This window comes from Flavonifractor sp. DFI.6.63 (assembly GCF_024462255.1).
GTDB classification, from domain to species: domain Bacteria; phylum Bacillota; class Clostridia; order Oscillospirales; family Oscillospiraceae; genus Lawsonibacter_A; species Lawsonibacter_A hominis.
Map to the genome: position 1 here is coordinate 1 of NZ_JANGBE010000004.1, position 23,873 is coordinate 23,873.

Below are 23,873 nucleotides of genomic sequence, written 5' to 3' on the forward strand. Positions count from 1 at the left end.
GGCCGCCGCGTGCCACGCGGCGGCCCCCTCTGCGCGTTATGGCCCGTCGCCTCCGGCAGGGGGAACCGCGCCGTTGACCAGCGCAGCCGCCTCCTCCGGCGAAAGGCCCTTGAGCGTGTAGCGCACGGACGCCGCTCCGGCGTCCACGGTAAACTGAAAGCGCCAGCCGGGAACGTCTCCGGCGTCGTCCTCCACGTAACGCCCGAACGTCTTCAGCGCTTCGGCCGTGACCGCGCCCGCTTTGAGATCCGCTGCGGGCAGCGAGGCCGAGGTTGGAAAGCGGGCCACCGACAGCTCCACGTAATCGTATCCCCGGCTCCAGGAGGCGAAGAGCGTATCGACGTCCCGCATGGTCTGCCTGCCGCCGCTTTCAAATGCAAACCCTTCCGGCAGTTTAGCGGGCAGCCAAGCGCCCAAAGGGTCGGCCCGCAGATCCTCCAGCGACAGGTCCGTTCTGCGGCTGGCGTATACCAGCGCACCCTCGTCGGGCTCCAGCCCCTCGACGGTAAAGCCGCCGTAGCCGATCTGCCGGACCGCCAGCGCCGCCAGCCGCGCCGCTTCGTCCTGGTCCCGGCTGGTACACTGGAAGCGCACGCCGGTATCTCCGCACATAAAGTCCGCATAATAGCGCCAATCGCCGCTGCCCACGTCGGTGTAATAGAGGGTAACGGCAGTGCCGTCATATTCCGTCTGCTCCGCCTCCTCATAGGCCACGTCGGTGGGCGGCAGGCCGCCGGACGCCAGCCAAAGCTCGATCTCGGCGCTGGAGCCGTCGCGTTTTCCCGTGATCGCCGCCCACAGCAGCGCCCCGCCGCCGTCGATCCAGGCGTTTCCACCCAGAGCAAAACCCTCCCATCCCAGGGTCCAGGGCGCCTGCTCCGTACCGCCTACCGCCCTTACGATGTCCTCCGCCGTCAACCGGTACACGGAATAATCCGCAGGCGGGGCATAGTCGAGCTCCAGGTGCTTTGAGAAATCGCAGTACGTGAATTCCAGCGCCGGCAGACTAAAATCAGAATGGTGCTGTCCCGCAAAGGGGTCCCCCACCTCCAGAACGTATTCCGCCCCCGCCTGCGGCGCCCGGGTGGACGCGGCCCCGGTCTCGACGGGCGCCGGAGACTGTGCCGCTCCGGCGCTGGGACGCGGCAGCCCCCCTGCATGCCGTATCGGATAAGCCGCCAGCGCCAGTACACCGCAGGCCGCCACCGCCGCCGCCCAGCGGCTGGGACGGCGCGCCTTCGGCGCAGGCCGGGTACGCCGCGTTCTGTCCAGCGCCTCCATCAGCCGTCGGTGCTGTGCCTCGCTCAGGCGGACTCGGTCAAAATAGGAACGGTAGCCGTTCATTACGTCTCTCCTTTCAGCAATTCCCGCAGGCGGGCGCGGGCCCGGGTCAGCCGGGAGCGGACGGTCCCCTCCCGCTCCCCGGTCAGAGCGGCGATCTCCGCCGTCGGGTAGCCCTCATAATAATAAAGGTGGATCACCGCCCGCTCCTTGGGCGGCAGAGCGGATATCTCCTCCAGCGCCAGGCGCTCCTCCTCAGCGGCGGCGGGATACGTATCCAGCAGGGGTGTTGTGCGCCTCCGCCAGGGCGCGCGCAGACGGCTTTTGCAGCCGTTTATCAGCACCCGCAGCAGCCACGCCCGTTCATGCTCCCCGCTTGCGAAGGCGGGGGCTTTCTCCAGATATTTGACAAAGGCGTCCTGTACCGCGTCCTCCGCCTCATGGCAGTCGCCCAAAATGGCAAGGGCGGTGCGGTACATGGCGTGTTCATAGGTACAGACCAGAAGTTCCAGCCGGCCGGGGTCTGTCATCTTCCCTCCCCCTTTCACTCTATATACGCTTTTAGACGGCAAATTGCTGCAAACGCGGCACAGATTTGCGCAAAAACCGCGGGACGGAAATCCGTCCCGCGGTTTTTGCAAAATGCCTTCCATCTTTTCCGGTAAGCCGCCATGTCACTTGGCCGCAGCGGTCAGCGCCGTCACGTCGTCCTTCCCGACGACCAGAACACGCCAAACAAAGACGGCCAGGAACAGCGCGGCCACGACAAGGCCCACAGGGTAGGCAACGGCTGTGGACAGCCCCAGGCACTCCGGTGCCTGGAAGAAGTAGGTCACGGACACCGCAGACATAAACGTGGCGGGCAGCGCCGCGATCAGGCAGGCCTTGGGCGGGAACCCGTATTTGTGCAGGAACACCGCGCCGGTCCACAGCACGATCATGGCCAGGGTCTGGTTGGCCCAGGAAAAATAGCGCCACAGCACATCCCAGGGCAGCGCCAGAGCGATGAGCGCACCCACGGCCAGCAGAGGCACGGACAGCGCCGCACGGGGGCCGGTCCTGGACTGATCGATGTGGAACCAGTCTGCGATGGTCAGCCGTGCGGAACGATACGCCGTATCACCGGAGGTAATGGGACAGGCGATCACGCCGATCATCGCCAGCACGCCGCCCACAGGCCCCAGCAGCGTAGTCGAGATCTCGTACACCACATCGCCCGCGCCGCCGGCGGCGATGGCTGTGGTCAGGCCGCTCATGCCGTCCAGCAGAGAGCCGTGATTGGTATAAAAGGTGACGCCGGCGGCCGCCCAGATCAGCGCGATAACGCCCTCAGCCACCATCGCGCCGTAAAAGATGCCGCGGCCCTGCTTCTCGCTGGTGATGCAGCGGGCCATCATGGGGGACTGGGTGGCATGGAAGCCGGAAATCGCGCCGCAGGCCACCGTAACGAACATCATCGCCCACTTGGGCAGGCTGTTGGGATGCACCGCCGCCAGGGAAGCCAGCGTCAGCTCGGGCATGTCGGAGCCCCGGAGGAGAACGGTGGCGCCTCCGATACCGAGGGCCATGACAATCAGGCAGATACCGAAGATGGGATAGAGCTTGCCAATGATCTTGTCGATGGGCAGGAAGGTGGCGATCAGATAATAGACCATGATGGCCACCAGCCAGAACATGGTGCTCAGCGCCTCGGGCGTCAGCTTGGCCAGCAGCGCGGCGGGGCCGACGGAGAAGTTGACGCCCACCATCACCAGCAGGACCACGGAGAACACCCGCATGATGAAGGTGATGACCTTGCCCATATACAGTCCGACGACCTCGGAGATCGACTTGCCGTCGTTGCGCTCGCTCATCATGCCGGACAGAAAATCATGTACGCCGCCGCCCAAAATGGTGCCGAAGACGATCCACAAGTAAACGGACGGGCCCCAGCAGGCACCGGACAGCGCGCCATAGATGGGCCCCAGACCGGCTATATTCAGCAGCTGGACCAGGAAGATGCGCCAGGGCTTCATCGGAACGTAATCTACACCGTCGGGGTGGGCCACCGCGGGGGTGGGGCGGTCATCGATTCGGAAGATGCGCTCCACCAGCTTGCTGTAGGTCAAAAAGCCAACGATGAGCAGGGCCAGACATACAAAGAACGTGATCATGGATATTCCCTCCTCAAAAAAGATAGGGCGGCATGCCGGCTTCTTCTTCGAAGCCTCCCTGCCCCCTTTGACGACTACATTATAGTTCTCGCCCCGAAAAAGTCAAGTTGCTTTTTAAAGTTTTTTCGCGTTTTACGGCTTTTGACTGGATTTGATTGCCAATTGCAGCTGTTTTGTGCTATACTACTTTTGAAACAAGGAGGGACCGACATGCCCGACAATCCCAACGACCTGCGTCTGGCGGTGCTCATCGACGCGGACAACGCCTCCCGCACCGCCATGCGGGACGTGATGGCGGAGATCGCCGTTTACGGCACCCCTACCATCAAGCGCATTTACGGGGACTGGACCACCCCCAACATGGCCTCCTGGAAACCGATCCTGCTGGAGAACGCCATCACCCCCATCCAGCAGTACGGCTACACCACCGGCAAGAATTCCACCGATTCGGCCATGATCATCGACGCCATGGATATCCTTTACACTGGGGAGGTGGACGGCTTCGTGCTGGTCAGCAGCGATTCCGACTTCACCCGCCTGGCCGTGCGCCTGCGGGAGGCAGGCAAAAAGGTCTACGGCATGGGAGAGCGGAAGACCCCCTCTCCCTTCATCGTGGCCTGCGACAAATTCGTCTATATCGAGGTCATCCGTTCCGCCGCGGACCAGGCGCGGGCGGAGGAACAGGCCCGGACGGAGCCTCCCAGAGAAGAAAAGACCGCAAAAACCAAGAAAAGCTCCAAGAAAAAGCCGGAAGATCCCTCCCCGGCCCCCGAACCGGAGCCGTCCGCTCCCGGGCCCGCCGACGGCGTGCCGCCGGAGATCATTACGCTCATCGCGGACTCCCTGGATATGCTGGCCGACGAGGACGGGTACACCTTTATGGGGGATCTGGGCAATCTGCTGGTGAAAAAGCAGCCCGATTTCGATCCCCGGAACTTCGGCTTTTCCAAGCTCACCAATCTGGTACGCGCGCTGGACCGCTTCGAGGTGGACGTGCGCCAGACCAGTCTGCCCCACGTGAAGCACATCTTTGTCCGGGACAGGCAGCGCAAATAAAAAAGAACGGCGTTTCCCGGCAGGTCTGCCGGGAAACGCCGTTCCGCTTGCCAGAAAGCCCTTCGGAGTCTTTCCATCAGGGAGAGGACGGCCGTAAAGCCGCCGTTTTCCGCCTCATTCTTCCAGCGGAAACACGCTCCCCACCGCCGTGAGGGACTGGGCCAGATCGGACCGGTAATCGGGCGCCAGCGGGTCCAGGCTGTTGATCACCACGCCGCTGCTCCCCGCCCGGGCGGTGGAGTGGAGATACCGCCCCCCGCCCAGATACAGCGCCACATGTCCGGGGAAAAAGAGCAGGTCGGCCACGTCCATCGTTTCCCGGGGAATCTCCCGCACGGGGAAGCCGGGGACGATCTGCGCGTCCCGATACAGGAGCACGCCGTTTGCAAACCAGGCCATAAAGGCCAGGCCCGAGCAGTCCAGCCCCAGAGAGGACTTGCCGCCCCAACGGTACTGGACGCCCAAGTAGGCCAAGGCTGCGTCGGCCACCCGGCGGCGCAGGGCCGCCGGGTCGATTTGAGGCGCCGTTTCGTAGTATTCTTCCAAAAAATCACGTTTTGTATAGCCCGTCCGGCCGTCGGGAAGGGCCAGCTCCTGCCAGCCTTCCTCCGCCTCTCCCAGAGGGGCCGCCAGGCAGCCCCGCAGCAGCGTGGTCATGACGCATCCCTGGACGGCGGGGCGGTCCAGCACATCGGCGGCCGCCTTCCAGACGAGCCGCTTTTCCCGCTCCGCCCAGCGCGCCGCTCCCCCCTCCCCCACCGTCAGGGCCCAGGCGGGGGCAAACCCCTCATAGCGGTACCGGGTACGCACCCGGAACCACCCGGGGCAGGGCTGCTCCAGCAGTTCCAGGGGCCAGCCGCACAGCGCCTCGTCGGCCAGGGGCGCATCGGCCTGGGGACGGACATGGAGGGGGCAGATGGGAACGCAGACCACAGCTCTCATACAAAAATCCTCGCTTTCTCAGGCAGCATACGGTATACTATACATGCCTGCTGAAGAAGCCGCTTTGCGGTTTCTTCGCGCGGCAGCAGCCTTTTTTACACCCTTCAGGCCTTGCTGCAAAGCGGTGCCCGGCGGGGGCTCGCACGATCCCGTCCGCCCCCCGTACTCGAACAGGGGCAAAGCGCCTGAAACGCCCCGCCCCTCAAGGGCCGCGGCTTTGTTTCGTGCCCGCCTCGGAAAAGTCCGATCTATCGGACCTCTTCTCCGTTAGGATAAGCATAGGAAGGAGGAATGGATATGGCGAGAAGCCCCAACCAAAAACGCAAACTGCTCTGCCTGTGCCAGCTTCTCTGGGAGCGCACCGACGAGGAGCATCCCCTGACCGTACAGGAGCTCATCGACGCATTGGAGGGCATGGATATCCATGCCGAGCGCAAGAGCATCTACGATGATATGGAGACGCTGCGCACCTTCGGCCTGGACGTGCAGAGCCGCAAGGGGAAGGCTCCGGGCTGGTTTCTGGGCGAGCGTCCCTTTGAGCTGCCCGAACTCAAGCTGCTGGTGGACGCGGTGCAGGCCTGCCGTTTTATCACCCGCAGGAAGAGCGACGCGCTCATCCGCAAGCTGGAGTCCCTCTCCAGCGTCCATCAGGCCCGCCAGCTCCAGCGGCAGGTCTATGTGGCCGGGCGTGTGAAGGCGATGAACGAGAGCGTCTATTACACCATCGACAAGCTCCATACGGCCCTCAACGCCCGCCGGGCGGTGACCTTCAAATACTTCGAGTACAACATGCGCAAGGAGAAGGTCTTCCGCCGGGACGGGAAGCGCTACGCCGTGTCCCCCTACGGACTGATCTGGGACAACGAGAATTATTACCTGGCCGGATTTGACCACGCCAGGCGCGAGATGCGCCACTACCGGGTGGACAAGATGGCGGAACTGGCCGTGACCTGCCTGCCTCTTCAGGGGGACGAGGCGTGCCGGAACTTCGATATTGCATCCTATTCCCAAAAACACTTCGGTATGTTTTCCGGCCGGGAGGGACAGGTGCGCCTGCGCTGCCGCAGCCACCTGGTGGGGGTGGTGCTGGACCGCTTCGGCCAGGAGGCCATTCTCATCCCCGATGGGGAGGATCGGTTCACCGTCACCGTCTCCGCCGTGGTCAGCCCCCAGTTTTTGGGCTGGATCTTCGGCCTGGGCGACGGGGTGGAGGTCTGTTCCCCGGCCTGGGCGGTGGACGAGCTGAACGCACAGCTGCAGGCCGTACAGCGCCTGTACCGGAAGGAGGAATCTCTGTGAACGGCATTCCGATCGACCCCTGCGGCACGGACACGGCAGACTGGGTCCACGACCGCATCCGGGCGTATAACGCCCAATATATCACCGACTGCGGCGAACTGAATTTCTGCGTCCGGGGGCCGGACGCAGCGCCGCTGGGCGGCATTGCCGCCTCCCGGGACCTGGACTGCGTGACGGTGGACTTTTTGTATGTGGAGCCCTCCGCCCGCGGGGACGGCCTGGGCGCCGCCCTGCTCCGCCGGGTGGAGGAAGAGGGACGGCGCCAGGGCGCCCGGCGCGTTCTGCTGAACACCTTTTCGTTTCAGGCGCCGGGCTTTTATGAAAAGCAGGGCTACCGCTGTTTCGGCGCTCTGGAGCCCTGCTTCGGGACACATGGACAATATTTTTTCTGCAAAGAGCTGTAGCGTCCCGCTGCGCCGCCGTCACAGCGCCATGCGCCAGTAATCGCACCGTGCGGTCTCCCGGAAGCCGCAGGCGGTATACAGTCCCAGCGCACGGTCGTTGACCGCGTCCACCTCCAGCCGGATGGGCAGCTCGGTCTCCCGCCGGACGCGCGCCAGGACCAGCGCCAGGATCGACCGGCCGATCCCCCGCCCCTGGAGGGCGGGCTCCACACAAAAGTCGCAGAGGTAGGCCTCCCCGCCCTCGGTGTTGCAGAATAGGTGCCCCGCCACGCGTCCATCCAGCCGCGCGGCATAGCCGCTCACAGCAGGCGCGGTAAAAAAGCGCTCCACCTTCTCTCTGGAATCGGCCGCCGCGTCCCCGAAGGCGGCGGCCGAGAGCTCCGCCAGCCGGGGCAGCAGTTCCCGCGTCGCCGGCTCCAGCTCCAGAGGCAGGACCGGAACGGCCGGCGCAGCCGTCCGGTCATATTCCATCAGATATTCCGTATGGTGGCGCTCCACTGGAAAGCGCTTGAGCACTTCTCCCCCGCTGGCGCACACCGGCTCGTGGAAGAACAGCACCGAAGAGACGCCGAAGCGTTCCAGCTCTGCCCGGGCGGCGGCAAAGAGCGCGGTAAAGCGCCCCTGCCGCCGCAGGTCGGGGCGGACGAAGGCGGTTACCTCCGCCTCCCGCGCATCCGGCTGGAACAGCGTCAGAACGGCCGCCAGCGCCTGCCCCTCATAGCCCAGGAAAAAGCAGTCCATCTCCCCAAAGTGGTTGAGCTCCCCCGAAAGGAACACGCTGTGTCCAAAGGGCTCCGCCCGGCGGCAGGTCTCCTGCAGGGACCGGATCTGCTCCTGCTGCCGCGCCGTCAGGGCGTGGGTCTGGATCCATTTCATCGCGCTTTCTCCTTACCAATCCAGGCGCATGATATGCTCCGCGCCGAATACCTGCCCGGTGAAACGAAAGCCGGCGCGCTCATAGAGCGCCACCGCCGCCGCGGCCTGCCGATGCACGCCCAGAAAGACCCGGCTGCGGGTGGCGTCGGCACGCATCCGCTCCAACACAAGCGCAAGCGCCGCCGTACCGCAGCCTCTCCCCTGGAAGCGCGCGTCCACCATCAACCGGTAGATCCACCACTCCCCGTCGTCCCGGTCCACGCAGTACATAAGAAAGCCCACCGGCGTTTCCCCGTCATAGATGGCCAGGGGAATACACTCGCTCTGCACTTTGGACTGGGCGATGGAAACGGCGTTGGGGGTACAAAACTCCGCCTGCTCCGGCCGGACGGACAGGTCGATGACGTCCCAGAATTGTTCCATATGAATTTCCTGTAGTGTGATCATTTGCAGTTCTCCTTTCCAATTTGGGCGCAAAAAGGCCCGGGGCGGATCGCTACCGCTCCGGGCCCTTTTTCACTGCAGCTGCGAAATGCGCAGAACATCACACGGCAGAACGGGCAGGGAGCGGCACGGTTTTGACGGTCTTTTTCATATGCCCACTCCCTTTCATTTCCTTTGTCGGCAGAACCTGCCGCCCGTTCACTATACCACGGCATCGCGCACCCGTCAAGCCCTCATTCCCAGTTTTTCCAGACCTCGGGCTGATAGCCCACGGTGGCCTGCCTGCCGTTGCGGACGATCGGGGTCTTGAGCAGGCGCGGGTCGGCCAGCAGCTTCTCCAGCTTGTCCGCGTCGCAGGCCAGATAATTCAGCAGGGCCGCATCCGGGTGCTTGGGGTCAATGAGCGCCTGCAGCCCCACGGCGTTCTTCACGCTGCTGAGCTCCCCGGGACTGATGCCGTACTTCACCAGGTCGATGGATTGGAACTTGACCCGCCGCTCCTTGAAATACCGCTCAGCCTTCTTGGTATCAAAGCATTTGGATTTGCCGAAGATCTGAAGGTTCATGTCCCTATTCCTCCACAAACACAAAACGGGGGCCGGAATAGCCGTCCCGCTCCACAAGTTCGCCCCACATGGCCGCCGGACGCACCCACACGCCCCCCTCGCCGTAAAGGGCCTGGTAGACCACCATGCGTTCCAGCGTCTCCGAATGGCAGGCGGTCGTGAGCACACGGTATTCCTTTCCCTTGAAATGCCGGTATTTCCCCGGACGAATCTCTTCCATATCGGCCTCCGAACCAACTTTTTGCTCATTTTAGCACAGTCTTTCCAGAAAGACAAGTTTGACGGGCTAAATCCCCTGCAGACGGGCAATACTAGCGGAAAACGCCTGAAAGGATGGTTTCCGTTTGAAAGCCGTGATTTTGGCCGGGGGAGAGGGGACGCGTCTGCGCCCTCTGAGTCTGGGACTGCCCAAGCCCATGACCCCCCTGTTCGACAAGCCCGTGATGGAACACATCATCTCCCTGCTGCGCCGCAGCGGCATTACTGAGATCGCCGTCACGCTCCACTACATGCCCCGGGCGGTCACCGATCATTTTGGGGACGGGGCCGTCCAGGGCGTGCACCTGCGCTACTTTACCGAGACGGAGCCCCTTGGTACCGCGGGCGGCGTAAAAAACTGCATGCCCTTTTTGGGGGACGAGGACTTTCTGGTCATCAGCGGCGACGCGGTGTGCGACCTGGACCTGAAGCAGGCCATGGACTTCCACGCCACCCGCCGCCCGGCGGCCACCCTGGTGCTCCACCGGCACCCCACGCCTCTGGAATACGGCCTGGTGCTCACCGACCCGGAGGGCCGGGTGGAGCGTTTTGTGGAAAAACCGGCCTGGGGACAGGTCGTCACCAATCAGGTCAACACCGGCATCTATCTGCTCACCCGGCGCGCCATGGATCTGGTGCCCGAGGGCAAGCCCTTCGACTTTGCCCGGGACCTGTTTCCAGCGCTGATGGAGCGCGGCGAGGCCCTGTACGGCTGTGTGAGCGAGGGCTACTGGTGCGATATGGGAGACTGCAGGGCCTATCTGGACTGCGTGGCCGACGCGCTTTCAGGCAAGGTGAAGCTGGACCTGGGCGCGGCCCGGGTGGCGCCCGGCATCTGGTCGGCCAGTCCTCTGCCTGCCGATGTGGAACTGGTGCCCCCCTGCTATCTCGGCGCCAACGTGACCGTAGGCCCCGGCTCCCTCATCGGCCCTCACGTAGCGTTGGGCGCGGGAAGCACCGTGGGCAAGCGCGCGCTGGTCCAGCGCAGCGTGTTCCACGGCGCATCGGCGGGCGACCGCACCACACTTTACGGCGCCATTCTGTGCAAGGATGCCCGTGTCCATACCGGAGCCGTCCTCAACGAAGGCGCGGTGCTGGGCGAAGGGGCCGCAGCCGGCCGGGACGCGATCCTGCTGGAGGGGGCCAGGGTCTGGCCCCGCCGGGTGGTGGGCGGCGGGGTGCGGCTGGGCGCCTGCCTGACCTCCGGCTCCCTTTCGGGGCCCCCCTCCTTTTCCGACGGTGGGATCCTCCGGGGCTCCATTGGGGAAGAGCTGACGGCAGAGGTGCTGCTCCTGCTCGGCGGTGCCCTGGGCGCCGAAGGCACGGTAGGCGTCGGCCACTGCGGCGGCGAGGGCGCCCGGATGCTGGCCCAGGCGGCCTGCTGCGGCGCCTGCGCCGCCGGGGCCAAGGTATTGGAGCACGACGCCGCCGGCCCCTCCGCGGCGGCCTGGCTGGCGGAAAACTGGTCCCTGCCGGTCTCCCTGTTCGTGGAGCAGGTGGAGGACATGGCCTACCTGCGCCTCTTCGACCGGCAGGGCCTGCCCCTTGGCCGGGCCAGGGAGCGCAAGCTGGAGGGCGCCCTTCTTCGGGGCGAGCAATCCCGCGTCCCGGCCTGCCGGGTAGGGCGGCGGGAGATCGTCTCCGGCGTGGGGGCGGCCTATTCCGCCGACGCCGCCCGCCGCGCCCGTCTCAGCCGCGCCCCCCTGCGGCACACGGAGGTATCGGTGCTCGGCCGGACGGCGGCTGACCGGTACCTGGCAGAGGCGCTGTCCGCCCTGGGCTGCTGCGTAGGCCGGCAGGCCCGGCCCGGCGTGCCCGCATTTCGCACCCAGCGGGGCGGCCTGCGGCTGCTGGCCTGGGACGAGGAGGGCGAACCGCTCTCTCCCGAGGTCCTGCTGACCATCGTGGCGCTCATCGAGTACGAGGCGGGCGAAGGGAACGTGGCCGTCCCCCCCGACGCCCCCGCCGCCATCGACGCCGTGGCCGAAGCCTTCCACGGCAGCGCTTTGCGCCTGAACCGGGACGGCGAGCGCGCCCGGGCGCGCTATGCCCAGCTGCCCTGGCTGCGGGACGCCCTGTTCGCCGCCTGCCGTATCTGCGCCCATATGGGCGTGACGGGCGAGCGGCTGCACGCGCTGGCCGGAAGGGTCCCCCATTTTTCCCTCTGCCGCCGGGAGGTGGCGCTCCGGGGCGACCGGGGCGCGGTGATGCAGGCCCTGGCGGAGGGCCTGCCCGGACTGGAGGATACCGGAGCGGGACTGCGCCTGCGGCAGGGGGAGAGCTGGGTGTATCTGGCCCCGCTCACCCGGCGCGCGGCCCTGCGGGTGGTCGGCGAGGCCGTCAGCGCGGAGCTGGCCCGGGAGCTGTGCGATTTTTACGCCGGAACGGTCCGGGCGCTGGACCCTGATCCGTCCGGCCAAAAATAAAGGTATACTTTTCCTGCAAATTGTGGTATACTGATATTGATTGATTTGGCTTTATGCGCGGCAATCGCGCTTTGATAAGGCAGGACACAGCGGGCATACCTTGCGCCAGGCGGTCTGGTGCAGCCCTTTTTCCCGGCGAGGCAGGGCCGGGAAGAACGGGTCGGCGACCGCCTTTCTTTTGGTGCGCCCAAAGCCGCCGCTGTGTCCTTACATACCGTTTGATAACGTTCAATTTGAAAAGGAGTGTTCCATACTTTTATGGCAGAAAAACTGAAAATTATTTCCCTGGGCGGCCTCAACGAGATCGGCAAGAACCTGACCGTATACGAATACGGCGGGGATATGATCCTCGTAGACGTGGGCATGGGATTTCCGGACGACGACATGTACGGCATCGATGTGGTCATCCCGGACTTTACCTATCTCATCAAAAACCGCGAGCGCATTCGGGGTATCTTCCTGACCCACGGACACGAGGACCACATCGGCTCCATCCCCTACTTGCTGCGGGACGTGAACGCCCCCATCTACGCCACCCGCATGACGGCGGGCCTGGTAAAGCTGAAGCTGGAGGAGCACCGCCTGCTGGACAAGACCAAGCTCATTACCTGCGAGGCGGGCGAGGTCGTCCGCGCGGGCAAATTCTCCGTGGAATTCATCCACGCCAACCACTCCATCGCCGACGCGGTGAGCTTCGCCATCAAGACCCCCGTGGGCACGGTGGTCCATACCGGCGACTTCAAGATCGACCCCACACCCATCCAGGGCGGCATGATGGACCTGGGCCGCCTGGGACAGCTGGGCAAGGAGGGCGTGTTGGCCCTGCTGGCCGACTCCACCAACGTGGAGCGCCCCGGCTTCACCAAAAGCGAACGCAGCGTGGGCGCGTCCTTTGACGCACTGTTCCGGGGCTGTGAGCAGCGGATCATTGTCACCACCTTCGCCTCCAATGTGGACCGCATCCAGCAGATCATCGACGTGGCCGCGCGGTACGGACGGAAGGTGGCCGTCACCGGCCGCAGCATGGAGAACGCCATGCGGGTGTCCACTGAGTTGGGCTATATGAAAATACCGGACGGCGTGCTGGTGGACCTCAACCACATCAAGAGCCTGCCCAAACACAAGATCTGCATCATCACCACCGGCAGCCAGGGCGAGACCATGTCCGCCCTGACCCGCATGGCCTTCAACACCCACCGTCAGGTGGATATTCAGGCCGGCGACCGGGTCGTCATCTCCGCCTCCGCCATCCCCGGCAACGAAAACTCCATTGGAAGCGTCATCAATGAGCTCTACCGCAAGGACGCTGAAGTGGTCAATGAGCGGCTGGGCGCGCTCCACGTTTCCGGCCATGCCTGCCAGGAGGAGCTGAAGATCATCCATGCGCTGGTCAAGCCCAAGTTCTTCATCCCCCTCCACGGCGAGCAGCGGCATCTGAAGACCCACGCCAAACTGGCCCAGGAGATGGGGATGGACCCCCGGCACATCATCATCAGCGACATCGGCAAGGTCATCGAGCTGACGCCCAACTCCGCCAAGATCAACGGCACCGTGCCCGCCGGCCGGGTATTCGTGGACGGCTACGGCGTGGGCGATGTAGGCAGCGTGGTGCTGCGGGACCGCAAGCATCTGGCCGAGGACGGCATGATCGTGGTGGTGGTCTCCATGTCCGGCGAGGACGGAAGCGTCATCTCCGGCCCCGATATCATCACCCGCGGCTTTGTCTACGTGAAGGAGTCCGAGGGACTGATGGAGGAGCTGCGCCGGGTGGCTGTCAACGCCTTGGAAAACTGCCGGCGGGATTCCCGCTCCGACTGGGCCGCCATCAAGACCGAGGTCAAAAACGCCCTGTCCAATTTCCTCTACAAGAAGACCAAACGCAATCCCATGATCCTGCCTGTTATCATGGAGGTATAAGCGTTCCAGGAATCGGAAAGCGGAGGTCCGGCCAAAGGCCGGACCTCCGCTTTCCGATTCTTCTGCCGGGGGAACATCACAGGACCAGCTCGTAGAGCAGATAGTCCGTGGTACCAGTATCCTCATAGAACAGTTTCAGGGTGGTCCTGTACTGAAAGCCCATCGCGGTATACAGCTTCTGCGCGGGCAGGTTGGTGCCCAATACGTCCAGCCGCAGCGCCCGCTGCCGCTTTGTGCGGGCAATGTGGATCGCCTGCCTCACCAGCTGTTTGGCAAGCCCCCTGCCCTGGCGCTCCGGTGCAACCCCCAGGGCATGGATGACTGTGACCGCCTCCGCCGGGGCATCCACGTTCCACGCCACCCGCGCGTATCCATCCGTGCTGATATGGTTGAGCACCATGACGCCTGCCGGCGCCCCATCCAGGCGCCCCAAAAACAGCTCTCCTCTTGCAATGGACTCCCGCAGGAAGTCCTCGGTAGGGTAGACGCGCTTTTTCCAGCCGGGAGGGAACTCTGCATGCTCCATCCCATCGGTCAGCCGGTCATAGAAGTCCAGCACCATGGCGTATTCTCCGCGTACCGCGGCCTTTACCTCAAACATACCGCACCTCCTTATGTTCGATTTCGTTTTATTTTAATGCGTACTGAACAAAGCCAATTGGCTTTGTTCAGGTGCAAAGTCTTCTGGCAAATAAGCCAGAAAACCTTGCACCTTTCGCTGGAGCAATACGGCACTCCAGCAGAAATACGCATTGTAACAATGTCTCAATTTATCCAAAGGGCTACTTATAGCCCTTTGGATGAAATGATGCGGCAGCAGCCGCACGAACAAACCGCTTGGCGGTTGATTCAGCAGACATTATTTTAACACAGGCCGCAGCGCCTGGCAACCGGCGGCCAAGCTTGACTTTCCTCCTCCCGGGCGATACAATAAGCGAACGCTGTATCGTACGAACTCTGCTGAGAGGTGACTGTTTATGCCCGCCTATCTGGACAACGCCGCGACCACCCGTGTCTGCCCCGAGGCCGCCCGGGCCGCGCTGGAAGTGATGACCGAGGGGTTTGGGAACCCCTCCTCCGGTCATGCTGCGGGCCGCGCGGCGGCCGCGCGGCTGGCGGAAGACCGGGCCGTTGTGGCCCAGCGGCTGGGCTGCGCGGCGGAGGAGCTGTATTTCACCTCCTGCGGCACGGAGGGGGACAACTGGTCCATTCGTGCCGCCATGGAGTTCAACAAACGCCGGGGCAGGCATATCGTGGTATCCGCCATCGAGCACTCCGCCGTGCTGGAGCCGGTCCGCGCCCTGGCTGCCCAGGGCTGCGAGGTCACGTACCTCAAACCGGACAAGAGCGGGCGCATCCGCTGCGAAGATCTGCAGGCCGCTCTGCGGCCCGACACGGCGCTGGTATCCCTGATGCTGGTCAACAACGAGCTGGGCACCCTGCAGCCCGTGCGGCAGGCCGCCGAGGCCATCCGCCGCTCCGGCTGCCCCGCTCTGCTCCACACCGATGCCGTGCAGGCTTTTTTGAAGGTCCCCTTTACTCCGGCGGAGCTTGGAGCGGACCTGCTCACCGTCAGCGGCCATAAGATCCGCGCCCCCAAGGGGATCGGCGTTCAGTACGTCCGCCGGGGGCTGGAGCCGTCCCCCCTGCTGCTGGGGGGCGGTCAGGAGCAGGGCCGGCGCCCGGGGACCGAGCCCACCGCTCAGATCGCGGCCCTTGCCGCCGCCTGCCGCGCCTGGGACGATTCCTTCCCGGCTCACCTGTCCGCGCTGAAACAGTATGCGCTGGAAACCCTCGCGGCCGTCCCCGGCCTGGAGGTGGTCTCCGCCGGAGACGCCCCCCATATCTGTGCCGTCAGCCTGCCCGGCTATCCCAGCGAGATGCTGGTACGGGACCTGAGCGACCAGGGTGTATCCGTCTCCTCCGGCTCCGCCTGCCACAAGGGTAAGCCAAGCCATGTGTTTGCCGCGCTGGGCCTGCCCAAGCGCACCCTGATGGGGGTGCTGCGCATTTCCTTTTCTCCGGAAAATACCCGTGCCGATGTGGACGCCCTGCGGGATGGGTTGATCCAAATCACTAAAACCAGGATCGCAATGAGGTGACCGTTTGTTTTCTTACCTGAAACGCGGCCGCGGCTTTTACCGAAACGTGGTACTGCTGGGCCTGCCCATTCTGCTGCAAAATCTGACCACCACCTTTCTGGGCCTCATCGACACCTTCATGGTGGGTACCCTGGGCGAGGCCCCTCTGGCCGCCGTACTGGTGGCCAACACGCCGGTGTTTGTCATCCAGCTGGTCATCTTCGGCCTGCAAAGCGGCTCCTCGGTGCTCATCAGCCAGTTCTGGGGCAAGGGAGACACCGACTCCATCAACCGCGTCATCGGTCTGGGCTGTTATGCGGCGGGCGCCATCTCCGCGCTCTTCGCGGCGGTGATGTTTTTCCTGCCGGAGCAGCTGATGGCCGTCCTCACCGACAATGCCGAGCTGATCCCCCTGGCCGCCGACTACGCCCGCATCGTGGGCTTTTCCTATCTGTTCAACAGCATCACCGGCGTATATGTGGGGGCCCACCGCTCCATGGAAAACCCCAAGCTGGGGCTGATCGTCTTCTCCATCTCCATGTGTGCCAACACGGTTTTGAACTGGGTCTTCATTTTCGGCAACCTGGGCGCCCCGGCTCTGGGGGTCACCGGGGCCGCCGCGGCCACTCTGACTTCCCGTATCCTGGAGTTCGCCATCATGGCGGTCTACGCCCTGACCAACCGCCGCTTCCGCCTGCGCCCCGCCGCCATGCTCCGCCCCGGCCTGCCGCTGCTGCAAAAATTCATCCGCTACTCCAGCCCGGTAGTCCTCAACGAGACGCTGTGGGGCCTGGGCACCTCGGTCTACAAGGTCATCTTGGGCCACATGGAGGGCTCCACCGAGATCCTGGCCGCCCGCGCTCTGGCGGGCAACATCGAAGACATTTGCTCGGTGGCTGTGTTCGCCGTGGCGGGCACCGCCTCCATTATCATCGGCCGGGAGATCGGCGCGGGCCGGCGGGACACCGTCTATGAGGTGGGGGCCGCGCTGAATACGCTGGCCATGCTGTGCGCCCTGGCCATCGGGATCCCTATGGTCCTGTGCGCCTGGTTCGTCTTCCCCGGCCTGCTCTATCCCATCTTTCACCTCTCCGGCGCCGCCGGCTCCATCACCACTATGATGCTCACGTTCACCGGCATATTCCTGGCCCTGCGTTCCTTCAACTCCGTCAATATCGTAGGCGTGCTCCGGGGCGGCGGCGACGTGCGTGCCGCTACCGCCATCGATCTGATCCCGCTCTGGTGCGCGGCGATCCCGGCGGCGGCTTTCCTCGGGCTGGCGCTCCGCCTGAGCGTCTTTTGGGTCTTTGCGGGGATCGAGCTGGAGCAGGTCGTGAAGTTCGGTTTCGGCGTGCGGCGCTTCCGCTCCCGGGAATGGATCAACGACGTAACGCAATTTGCCAAATCAGAACCGGGGACGGCGTAACGCCGTCCCCGGCAAGAATCGAGCCCTGTCCGTCATGCATCCCTCTGTCGAAAAAGGCCAAAGGCCTTTTTCGACAAACTGCGGGGACGGCGTTACGCCGTCCCCGCAGACTGTCTTATTCTGATTTTGTGGCGCTCTCCAGCAGGGTGAGCGTCTTTTTTTCGCAGTCCAGCTCCGCGGGAACCCCGATGGGCAGCACACCGATGGGGGCGGCGTGGCCGAAATTCAAATTATAGAGGATGGGAAGCTCGCTTCGCCCGGCCTCTTCCGCCACCACCTGACGCAGGGCCTGCTTATACTCTTCATAGTAGGCCTCGTCCTGGGGCTTGCCGAACAGAATTCCGCTGACCGCGTCCAGGACCCCCTGGGCCGCCAGATTGCGCAGGGCCCAGGTAACGAAGGTGGGCGAGGGCTTATCCTCGCTGGTCTCCAGAAACAAAAGCGCGCCCCTCCATCGTTCCGGCGCGGGCCAGACCGGCGTACCGGCCGCCATCATGAACACGTCGATACAGCCGCCCAACAGAGGACCGCGCACCGTACCGCGCCCCTGAAGCAGCTCGTAGCCGTGCACGTCCGGCCGCAGGATCTTCCGCCGGTCCATATTCTCCTCCGCCCAGGGCACAAAGGTATCGCTCCAGAGGGGGCTGGGCTTGATCTGGTAACCCGCCGTATCCCCAAAAAGCACATCCCGCACCGCTTGGGCGGTATAATCGAACATGGCCCCGTACTCCCCGAATTCGCACAGGACGGAAGGACCGTAAAAGGAGGTCACGCCTGCCTTAAGCATCATAAAATGGTTGATGGTGGTATCGGAATAGCCCATAAAAATCTTGGGATGGGCGGAAATCACCGCATAGTCGATATAAGGCAGCAGCCGGATGGTATCGTCCCCGCCGATGGCGGAGAAAATAGCGGCGATGGAGTCATCCCGAAAGGCGTCCATCAGGTCCCGGGCCCGCAGCTCCGGATGCGCGTGGACAAAGGCCGCACCCTTCAGCGCGTGGGGCATGGGACGCACGCGCAGGCCGAAGTCCTCTTCCAGCCGCCGCTTTGCAATCAAATACCGGTGGAGCAGCTCCGCCTCCCCCAGGCCGCCCCAGGACAGGCTGACCACCGCCACCGTATCCCCGGCCTTCAGCCGCACGGGCCGCTTCATAATTCCAGCTCCATCCGGACGTCGGAGAGCTGGAACCACTTGTCCGAATACTCCACGTATTGAAAGCCGAAGTCCTCATAGAGCCTGAGCGCGTCCTTGAGCTTATGGTTGGAGGTGAGCACCATCCGGCGCTGCCCCGCGTCCCGGGCGGCCTGGATGACCGCTTCCATCAGCGCGCGGCCGACGCCTTTTCCGCGGAATTCCTCCCGCACCCCAAGCTTGAGGGCCTCGCACACGCCCTCCCCCTGGAGTTCCAGCATCACCATACCCACAATCTGCTCCCCCCACCGGGCCAGCAGCACCCGTCCGCCGTCCGCCAGGAAGCGCTCCGGCGCGGCCAGCATCTCCAGGTCCACCGGCTCCAGCAGGTCGTGCTCCAGCAGCCAGGGCAGGGAGATCTCTTCCAGCTCGTGTTGATAGCGGGGATCATAGTCGATGATCGCAAAGGCATCCACGTCGGTCAGCCCTCCTTTATTCTTCGTTTAGCATACCATAGGTTCCCCCGTGCCGTCAATCTCTCCTGCTTTCGCATTCCCGCGACTCAGGTGCGTTTTCCCGGCCCGCCCGCCCCGTTCATATTTAATTTACATCCGGCCTATTGACTTTTCGGGGGGACGGTGGTACATTATCTTTAGCACTCAGAGATGTTGAGTGCTAAAATCATACGGGAGGCGGCGCAAATGGATTTGACGGAACGAAAAAAGCGGATCCTGCGCGCCATCATCGAAAGCTACATCGAGACGGCGGAACCGGTGGGTTCCAAGGCCGTCGCCGCAAATATCGGCATAGAGGTCTCCTCTGCCACCATCCGCAACGAGATGGCCGACCTGGAGTCCATGGGGCTTTTGGAAAAACCCCATACCTCCGCCGGGCGTGTGCCCTCTCCCCTGGGGTACCGGCTGTACGTCAACGAGCTGATGGAAGAACATAAGCTCTCCATCCAGGAGACGCAGCGCATCAACCAGGCCCTGCGCATGAAGATGCGGGAGCTGGACCGGGTGCTCACCGAGGCGGGCCGCGTGGTGTCCCAGTTGACCAATTATCCCGCTTTCGCCCTCTCCTCCGGCTCCGGCCGGGTGACCATCCGCCGCTTTGACCTGCTGATGGTGGAGCGCAATGCCTTTATCATCGTGGTGATGACCGATACGAATATCGTGCGCAACCGGCTCATGCGCCTGCCCTCGGACTTGACCGAGGCCCAATTGCAGATGCTCAATACCCTTTTGAATACGACCTTCACGGGCCTGTCCCTGGAGGAGATCACCCCGGAGCTGATGCGGGTGGCCCAGCATGCCGCCGGCGAGGCTTACGGCCTGATCAGTCTGGTGGTCTCCTTTGCCATTGAGGTGCTGGAGGCGCTGGAACAGCGCACCGTACACACCTCGGGCATCACCCATCTGCTGGAGCTGCCGGAGTACCGCAGTCTGGACCGGGCCCAGCCGCTGATGAGCTACCTGTCCGACGAAAACGACCCCGCCCACTTCCCCATTCCCAAGGACAACCCCATGGATATCCTGATCGGCCCGGAAAACGTAGCCGACGCGCTGAAGGATTCCAGCGTGGTGGTGGCCAGCTATGACATTGGGGACGGCATGCGGGGCGTTATCGGCGTGGTGGGCCCCACCCGTATGGATTACGCCAAGATCACCGCCCGGCTTTCCTATCTGGCGGAAGGGCTCTCCCGGCTGTTCGGCCGGGGGGAGCTGCCCGGCGGCACAGACGATAAGAAATAGGAGATGACCTCTTATGCGCGAGAAGAACGAAATGCCCAAGGACGAATTGGAGCAGGAGCCGCCTGCGCCGGAAACGCCCGGAGCCGCCGCGCCGGATGCCGGAACGGACGTCCCCGATCCCCTGCTGGAGGAGCTGGAGACCCTGAAAAACAGTCTGGCCGATCAGGAGGATAAATTTCTCCGCCTGGCCGCCGAGTACGATAATTACCGCCGCCGCAGCCAGAAGGAAAAGGAATCCGCCTGGGCGGACTCCAAGGCGGAGACGGCCGCGGCTTTTCTGCCGGTATACGATAATCTGGAGCGGGCGCTCAAGCAGGAGACCAGCGACGAGGCCTACAAGAAGGGCGTGGAGATGACCATGGCCCAGCTGCGGGAAGTCCTCTCCAAGCTGGGTATCGAGGAGATCCCCGCCCTGGGCGAGGCCTTCGACCCCAATCTTCACAACGCCGTGATGCATGTGGAGGACGAGGCAGCCGGAGAAAATACCATCGTGGACGTGTTCCAGGCGGGCTTCCGCTCCGGCGACAAGGTCATCCGCTTTGCCATGGTGAAGGTCGCCAACTAGCCCGAAGCGCGGAGCAGCCGCCCGTCGCGGAGGGCGCGCAGCAGGACGCCCAAGCGCCCCGTCCGCGCCCCGGATTTCTTTTGTTAAAACAAAACCCTGATAAATATTGGAGGAACGGAATTATGTCTAAAATCATCGGTATCGATCTCGGTACGACCAACTCCTGCGTCGCCGTCATGGAGGGCGGCGAGGCCGTTGTCATCCCCAACGCGGAGGGCAACCGCACCACCCCGTCCGTGGTGGCCTTCTCCAAGGACGGCGAGCGTATGGTGGGTCAGGTGGCAAAGCGCCAGGCCATCACCAACCCCGACCGGACCATCTCTTCCATCAAGCGTGAGATGGGCTCCAACTACAAGGTGACCATCGACGGCAAGAATTATACGCCCCAGGAGATCTCCGCCATGGTGCTGGGCAAGCTCAAGGCGGACGCCGAGGCCTATCTGGGCCAGAGCGTCACGGAAGCCGTCATCACCGTGCCCGCCTACTTTACCGACGCCCAGCGCCAGGCCACCAAGGACGCCGGACGCATCGCGGGCCTGGATGTCAAGCGTATCATCAACGAGCCCACCGCCGCAGCCCTGGCTTACGGCGTGGACAAGGACTCCGACCAGAAGATCATGGTCTACGACCTGGGCGGCGGCACCTTCGACGTGTCTGTGCTGGAGGTCGGCGACGGCGTGATCGAGGTGCTGGCCACCGCGGGCAACAACCGCCTGGGCGGCGACGACTTTGACAAGTGCGTCATGGATTGGATGGCCGCCGAGTTTAAGAAGGACACCGGCATCGACCTGAGCGGCGACAAGGTGGCCATGCAGCGCCTGAAGGAGGCCGCCGAGAAGGCCAAGATCGAGCTTTCCGGCGTCACCTCCACCAATATCAATCTGCCTTATATCACCGCCGACGCCACCGGGCCCAAGCACCTGGACCTGACCCTGACCCGGGCCAAGTTCGACCAGCTGACCGCCCATCTGGTGGAGGCGACCGCCGGCCCTGTCAAGCAGGCGATGAGCGACGCCGGCCTCTCCTCGGGCGAGCTGGCCAAGGTCCTGCTGGTGGGCGGCTCCAGCCGTATCCCCGCGGTTCAGGACATGGTCAAGAAGCTCACCGGCAAAGAGGGCTTCAAGGGCATCAACCCCGACGAGTGCGTGGCCATCGGCGCGGCCCTGCAGGGCGGCGTTCTGGTGGGCGACGTGAAGGGCCTGCTGCTGCTGGACGTTACCCCCCTGTCCCTGGGCATCGAGACCATGGGCGGCGTGATGACCAAGCTCATCGAGCGCAACACCACCATCCCGGCCAAAAAGAGCCAGGTGTTCACGACCGCCGCCGACAACCAGACCTCCGTTGAGGTCCACGTGCTCCAGGGCGAGCGTGAGATGGCCCAGTACAACAAGACCCTGGGCCGCTTCAACCTGGACGGCATCGCCCCCGCCCGCCGCGGCGTGCCTCAGATCGAGGTCACCTTCGACATCGACGCCAACGGCATCGTCAACGTATCCGCCAAGGATCTGGGCACCGGCAAGGAGCAGCACATCACCATCACCTCCTCCACCAACATGTCCAAGGAGGACATTGACAAGGCCGTCAAGGAGGCCGAGCAGTTTGCCGCCGAGGACGCCAAGAAGAAGGAAGAGATCGACGTCCGCAATCAGGCCGACCAGGTGATCTACCAGACCGAAAAGGCTCTGGAGGACGCCAAGGACAAGATCGACGCCGGCGACAAGGCCACGGTGGAGGCTGCGCTGACCAAGCTGAAGGACGCCATGAAGGGCACCGACGTGGAGGCGATCAAGGCCGCCACTGAGGAGGCCAGCAAGGCTTTCTATCCCATCGCGGAAAAGATGTACCAGCAGGCCAATCCTCAGGGCGGCCAGGCAGGCCCTGACATGGGCGGCGCCAATTTTGCCGGCGGCGCTCCGGGCGGCAGCAATACCGACCCCAATGTGGTGGACGCCGACTACGAGGTCGTGGACGACGACAATAAGTAACGAATCCGAAAAGCGGCGGGGCGGAGATCGCCCCCCTACCAAAACGTAGGGCGGGGGCTTGCCCCCGCCGCTTTCCGCGTAAAGAGGTGAACACCAATGCCTGAACAAAAAAGAGACTATTACGAGGTCCTCGGCGTGTCCAAGGGCGCCACGGACGACGAGATCAAGAAGGCCTACCGGAAGCTGGCCAAACAGTACCACCCGGACCTGAACCCCGGCGATAAGGCCGCCGAGGCCAAGTTCAAAGAGGTCAACGAGGCCTACGAGATCCTCTCCGACAAGGAGAAACGCGCCAAGTACGACCAGTTCGGCCATGCGGGGGTGGACCCCAACTTCGGCGCGGGCGGCGGCTTCGGCGGCGGCTTTACCGGCGCGGATTTCGGGGACTTCGACCTGGGCGATCTGTTCGGCTCCTTCTTCGGCGGCGGCTTCGGCGGCGGCAGCGGCTCGGGCCGCGCCCGCAGCGGCCCCATGAAGGGCGACAACCTGCGCTCCTCGGTGACGATTTCCTTTGAGGAGGCCGCGTTCGGCTGCGAGAAGGAGATCGTCCTGAACCGCACCGAGTCCTGCGACGCCTGCAGGGGCAGCGGCTGTGAGCCGGGTACCACCGCAGAGATCTGCCCCGACTGCCGCGGCGCCGGCACCGTGCGCATTCAGCGGGGCGGGGGGGCCTTTACCTTCGCCACCACCGCCACCTGCCCCAAGTGCGGCGGCACGGGCAAGCTCATCCACTCTCCCTGCAAATCCTGCGGCGGCAGCGGGAGTGTGCGGCGGCAGCGGAAGATCACCGTCAACATCCCCGCGGGCATCGATAACGGCCAGGCGGTCTCCCTGCGCGGCCAGGGCGGCGCGGGCAAAAACGGCGGTCCGGCGGGCGACCTGCTCATCGGCGTCACCGTGCGTCCCCATCCCCTGTTCAAGCGGGACGGCACCTCAGTCTATCTGGACCAGCCGGTCTCCTTCCTCCAGGCCACCTTGGGCGCAGAGCTGGAGCTGCCCACCATCGACGGCAAGGTCAAGTGGAGCCTGCCCGCGGGCACGCAGCCCGGCGCTACCTTCCGTCTGCGGGGCAAGGGGATCCCCAGCGTCAACGGCCGGGGCCGGGGCGACCAGTACGTCACTGTGAACGTTACGGTTCCCACCGGTCTGACCCATGAGCAGAAGGAGGCGCTGCAGGCCTATGGCCAGGCCATGGGCGAGATTCCCGCCGCTGCCGAGGACGGTCTGAAAGGTTTTTTTGACAAGAAGAAGAAAAAGAAATAAAATAGGGGACGGATGCTGATCCGTCCCCTATTTCAGCTGTTT

The 23,873-nt window shown here is 64.0% G+C and carries 22 protein-coding genes; 11 read left to right on the top strand and 11 right to left on the bottom strand.

Annotated elements, in window-relative coordinates; all coding sequences use genetic code 11:
* Positions 1-36: 36 nt before the first annotated feature.
* The 3 genes from NE547_RS02760 to NE547_RS02770 all read right to left on the bottom strand — a co-directional run bounded on the left by NE547_RS02760 (position 37) and on the right by NE547_RS02770 (position 3,434).
* Complete coding sequence (locus NE547_RS02760; protein ID WP_256174679.1) at positions 37-1,344, bottom strand: hypothetical protein; 1,308 nt, start codon at positions 1,342-1,344, stop codon at positions 37-39.
* Positions 1,344-1,811 (bottom strand): RNA polymerase sigma factor, encoded by a 468-nt coding sequence (locus NE547_RS02765; RefSeq protein ID WP_186906348.1) that lies wholly within the window; start codon positions 1,809-1,811, stop codon positions 1,344-1,346. Before NE547_RS02765 ends, NE547_RS02760 begins: the two co-directional genes overlap by 1 nt.
* Positions 1,812-1,955: 144 nt before the next feature.
* Positions 1,956-3,434, bottom strand: a complete 1,479-nt coding sequence (locus tag NE547_RS02770; RefSeq protein WP_186906349.1) for a carbon starvation protein A — start codon at positions 3,432-3,434, stop codon at positions 1,956-1,958.
* 210 nt (positions 3,435-3,644) lie between these two features.
* Here NE547_RS02770 and NE547_RS02775 point away from each other — a divergent pair, with 210 nt between their 5' ends.
* A complete protein-coding gene (locus NE547_RS02775; protein WP_186907895.1) occupies positions 3,645-4,490 on the top strand; it encodes an NYN domain-containing protein in 846 nt (281 codons plus the stop codon).
* Positions 4,491-4,604: 114 nt separating this feature from the next.
* On the opposite strand, the gene NE547_RS02780 is transcribed toward NE547_RS02775, so the two are convergent.
* On the bottom strand, positions 4,605-5,432 hold the full coding sequence (locus NE547_RS02780) for a C40 family peptidase (RefSeq protein WP_256174680.1): 828 nt from the start codon (positions 5,430-5,432) through the stop codon (positions 4,605-4,607).
* Between the two features lie 297 nt (positions 5,433-5,729).
* On the opposite strand from NE547_RS02780, the gene NE547_RS02785 reads away from it, so the two are divergent.
* Together NE547_RS02785 and NE547_RS02790 are read left to right on the top strand one after the other, a co-directional pair.
* Positions 5,730-6,731: a YafY family protein gene (locus tag NE547_RS02785; protein WP_186907897.1), complete on the top strand. Its 1,002-nt coding sequence runs from the start codon at positions 5,730-5,732 to the stop codon at positions 6,729-6,731.
* Positions 6,728-7,135 (top strand): GNAT family N-acetyltransferase, encoded by a 408-nt coding sequence (locus NE547_RS02790; RefSeq protein WP_186907898.1) that lies wholly within the window; start codon positions 6,728-6,730, stop codon positions 7,133-7,135. Before NE547_RS02785 ends, NE547_RS02790 begins: the two co-directional genes overlap by 4 nt.
* A gap of 18 nt (positions 7,136-7,153) precedes the next feature.
* Here NE547_RS02790 and NE547_RS02795 read toward each other — a convergent pair whose 3' ends face one another.
* The 4 genes from NE547_RS02795 to NE547_RS02810 form a co-directional block, all read right to left on the bottom strand.
* Positions 7,154-8,011, bottom strand: a complete 858-nt coding sequence (locus NE547_RS02795; protein WP_186907899.1) for an N-acetyltransferase — start codon at positions 8,009-8,011, stop codon at positions 7,154-7,156.
* 12 nt (positions 8,012-8,023) lie between these two features.
* Positions 8,024-8,458 (bottom strand): N-acetyltransferase, encoded by a 435-nt coding sequence (locus NE547_RS02800; RefSeq protein ID WP_256174681.1) that lies wholly within the window; start codon positions 8,456-8,458, stop codon positions 8,024-8,026.
* Positions 8,459-8,688: 230 nt separating this feature from the next.
* Positions 8,689-9,021, bottom strand: a complete 333-nt coding sequence (locus NE547_RS02805; RefSeq protein ID WP_256174682.1) for an arsenate reductase family protein — start codon at positions 9,019-9,021, stop codon at positions 8,689-8,691.
* A gap of 4 nt (positions 9,022-9,025) precedes the next feature.
* Positions 9,026-9,241, bottom strand: coding sequence for a DUF1653 domain-containing protein (locus NE547_RS02810; protein ID WP_186907902.1), 216 nt, complete (start codon positions 9,239-9,241; stop codon positions 9,026-9,028).
* Between the two features lie 133 nt (positions 9,242-9,374).
* Between NE547_RS02810 and NE547_RS02815 the strand changes: the two genes are divergently transcribed.
* On the top strand, positions 9,375-11,705 hold the full coding sequence (locus NE547_RS02815) for a sugar phosphate nucleotidyltransferase (protein ID WP_256174785.1): 2,331 nt from the start codon (positions 9,375-9,377) through the stop codon (positions 11,703-11,705).
* 258 nt (positions 11,706-11,963) lie between these two features.
* Entirely contained in the window at positions 11,964-13,622 is a 1,659-nt protein-coding gene (locus NE547_RS02820; RefSeq protein WP_256174683.1) for an RNase J family beta-CASP ribonuclease, read from the top strand.
* A 76-nt stretch (positions 13,623-13,698) separates the two neighbouring features.
* On the opposite strand, the gene NE547_RS02825 is transcribed toward NE547_RS02820, so the two are convergent.
* On the bottom strand, positions 13,699-14,223 hold the full coding sequence (locus tag NE547_RS02825) for an N-acetyltransferase (RefSeq protein WP_256174684.1): 525 nt from the start codon (positions 14,221-14,223) through the stop codon (positions 13,699-13,701).
* A 376-nt stretch (positions 14,224-14,599) separates the two neighbouring features.
* Here NE547_RS02825 and NE547_RS02830 point away from each other — a divergent pair, with 376 nt between their 5' ends.
* Both NE547_RS02830 and NE547_RS02835 read left to right on the top strand, forming a co-directional pair.
* Positions 14,600-15,724 (top strand): cysteine desulfurase family protein, encoded by a 1,125-nt coding sequence (locus NE547_RS02830; RefSeq protein WP_256174685.1) that lies wholly within the window; start codon positions 14,600-14,602, stop codon positions 15,722-15,724.
* 4 nt (positions 15,725-15,728) lie between these two features.
* Positions 15,729-17,129, top strand: coding sequence for an MATE family efflux transporter (locus tag NE547_RS02835; protein ID WP_186907907.1), 1,401 nt, complete (start codon positions 15,729-15,731; stop codon positions 17,127-17,129).
* Positions 17,130-17,244: 115 nt separating this feature from the next.
* Here the strand turns inward: NE547_RS02835 and NE547_RS02840 are convergent, their stop codons facing one another.
* Together NE547_RS02840 and NE547_RS02845 are read right to left on the bottom strand one after the other, a co-directional pair.
* Positions 17,245-18,285: a S66 peptidase family protein gene (locus NE547_RS02840; protein WP_207723759.1), complete on the bottom strand. Its 1,041-nt coding sequence runs from the start codon at positions 18,283-18,285 to the stop codon at positions 17,245-17,247.
* Positions 18,282-18,740, bottom strand: coding sequence for a GNAT family N-acetyltransferase (locus NE547_RS02845; RefSeq protein ID WP_287879013.1), 459 nt, complete (start codon positions 18,738-18,740; stop codon positions 18,282-18,284). The genes NE547_RS02840 and NE547_RS02845 overlap by 4 nt, the downstream gene beginning before the upstream one ends.
* A gap of 225 nt (positions 18,741-18,965) precedes the next feature.
* On the opposite strand from NE547_RS02845, the gene hrcA reads away from it, so the two are divergent.
* The 4 genes from hrcA to dnaJ all read left to right on the top strand — a co-directional run bounded on the left by hrcA (position 18,966) and on the right by dnaJ (position 23,831).
* Positions 18,966-20,018 carry a heat-inducible transcriptional repressor HrcA gene (hrcA, locus tag NE547_RS02850; protein WP_186907908.1) on the top strand — a complete coding sequence of 351 codons (1,053 nt, stop codon included), beginning with the start codon at positions 18,966-18,968 and terminating at the stop codon, positions 20,016-20,018.
* Positions 20,019-20,031: 13 nt separating this feature from the next.
* Entirely contained in the window at positions 20,032-20,583 is a 552-nt protein-coding gene (gene grpE, locus NE547_RS02855; RefSeq protein ID WP_186907909.1) for a nucleotide exchange factor GrpE, read from the top strand.
* A gap of 122 nt (positions 20,584-20,705) precedes the next feature.
* Positions 20,706-22,568, top strand: a complete 1,863-nt coding sequence (gene dnaK / locus NE547_RS02860; protein WP_186907910.1) for a molecular chaperone DnaK — start codon at positions 20,706-20,708, stop codon at positions 22,566-22,568.
* Between the two features lie 96 nt (positions 22,569-22,664).
* Positions 22,665-23,831 carry a molecular chaperone DnaJ gene (gene dnaJ, locus NE547_RS02865; protein ID WP_186907911.1) on the top strand — a complete coding sequence of 389 codons (1,167 nt, stop codon included), beginning with the start codon at positions 22,665-22,667 and terminating at the stop codon, positions 23,829-23,831.
* The last annotated feature ends 42 nt before the right edge of the window (positions 23,832-23,873 follow it).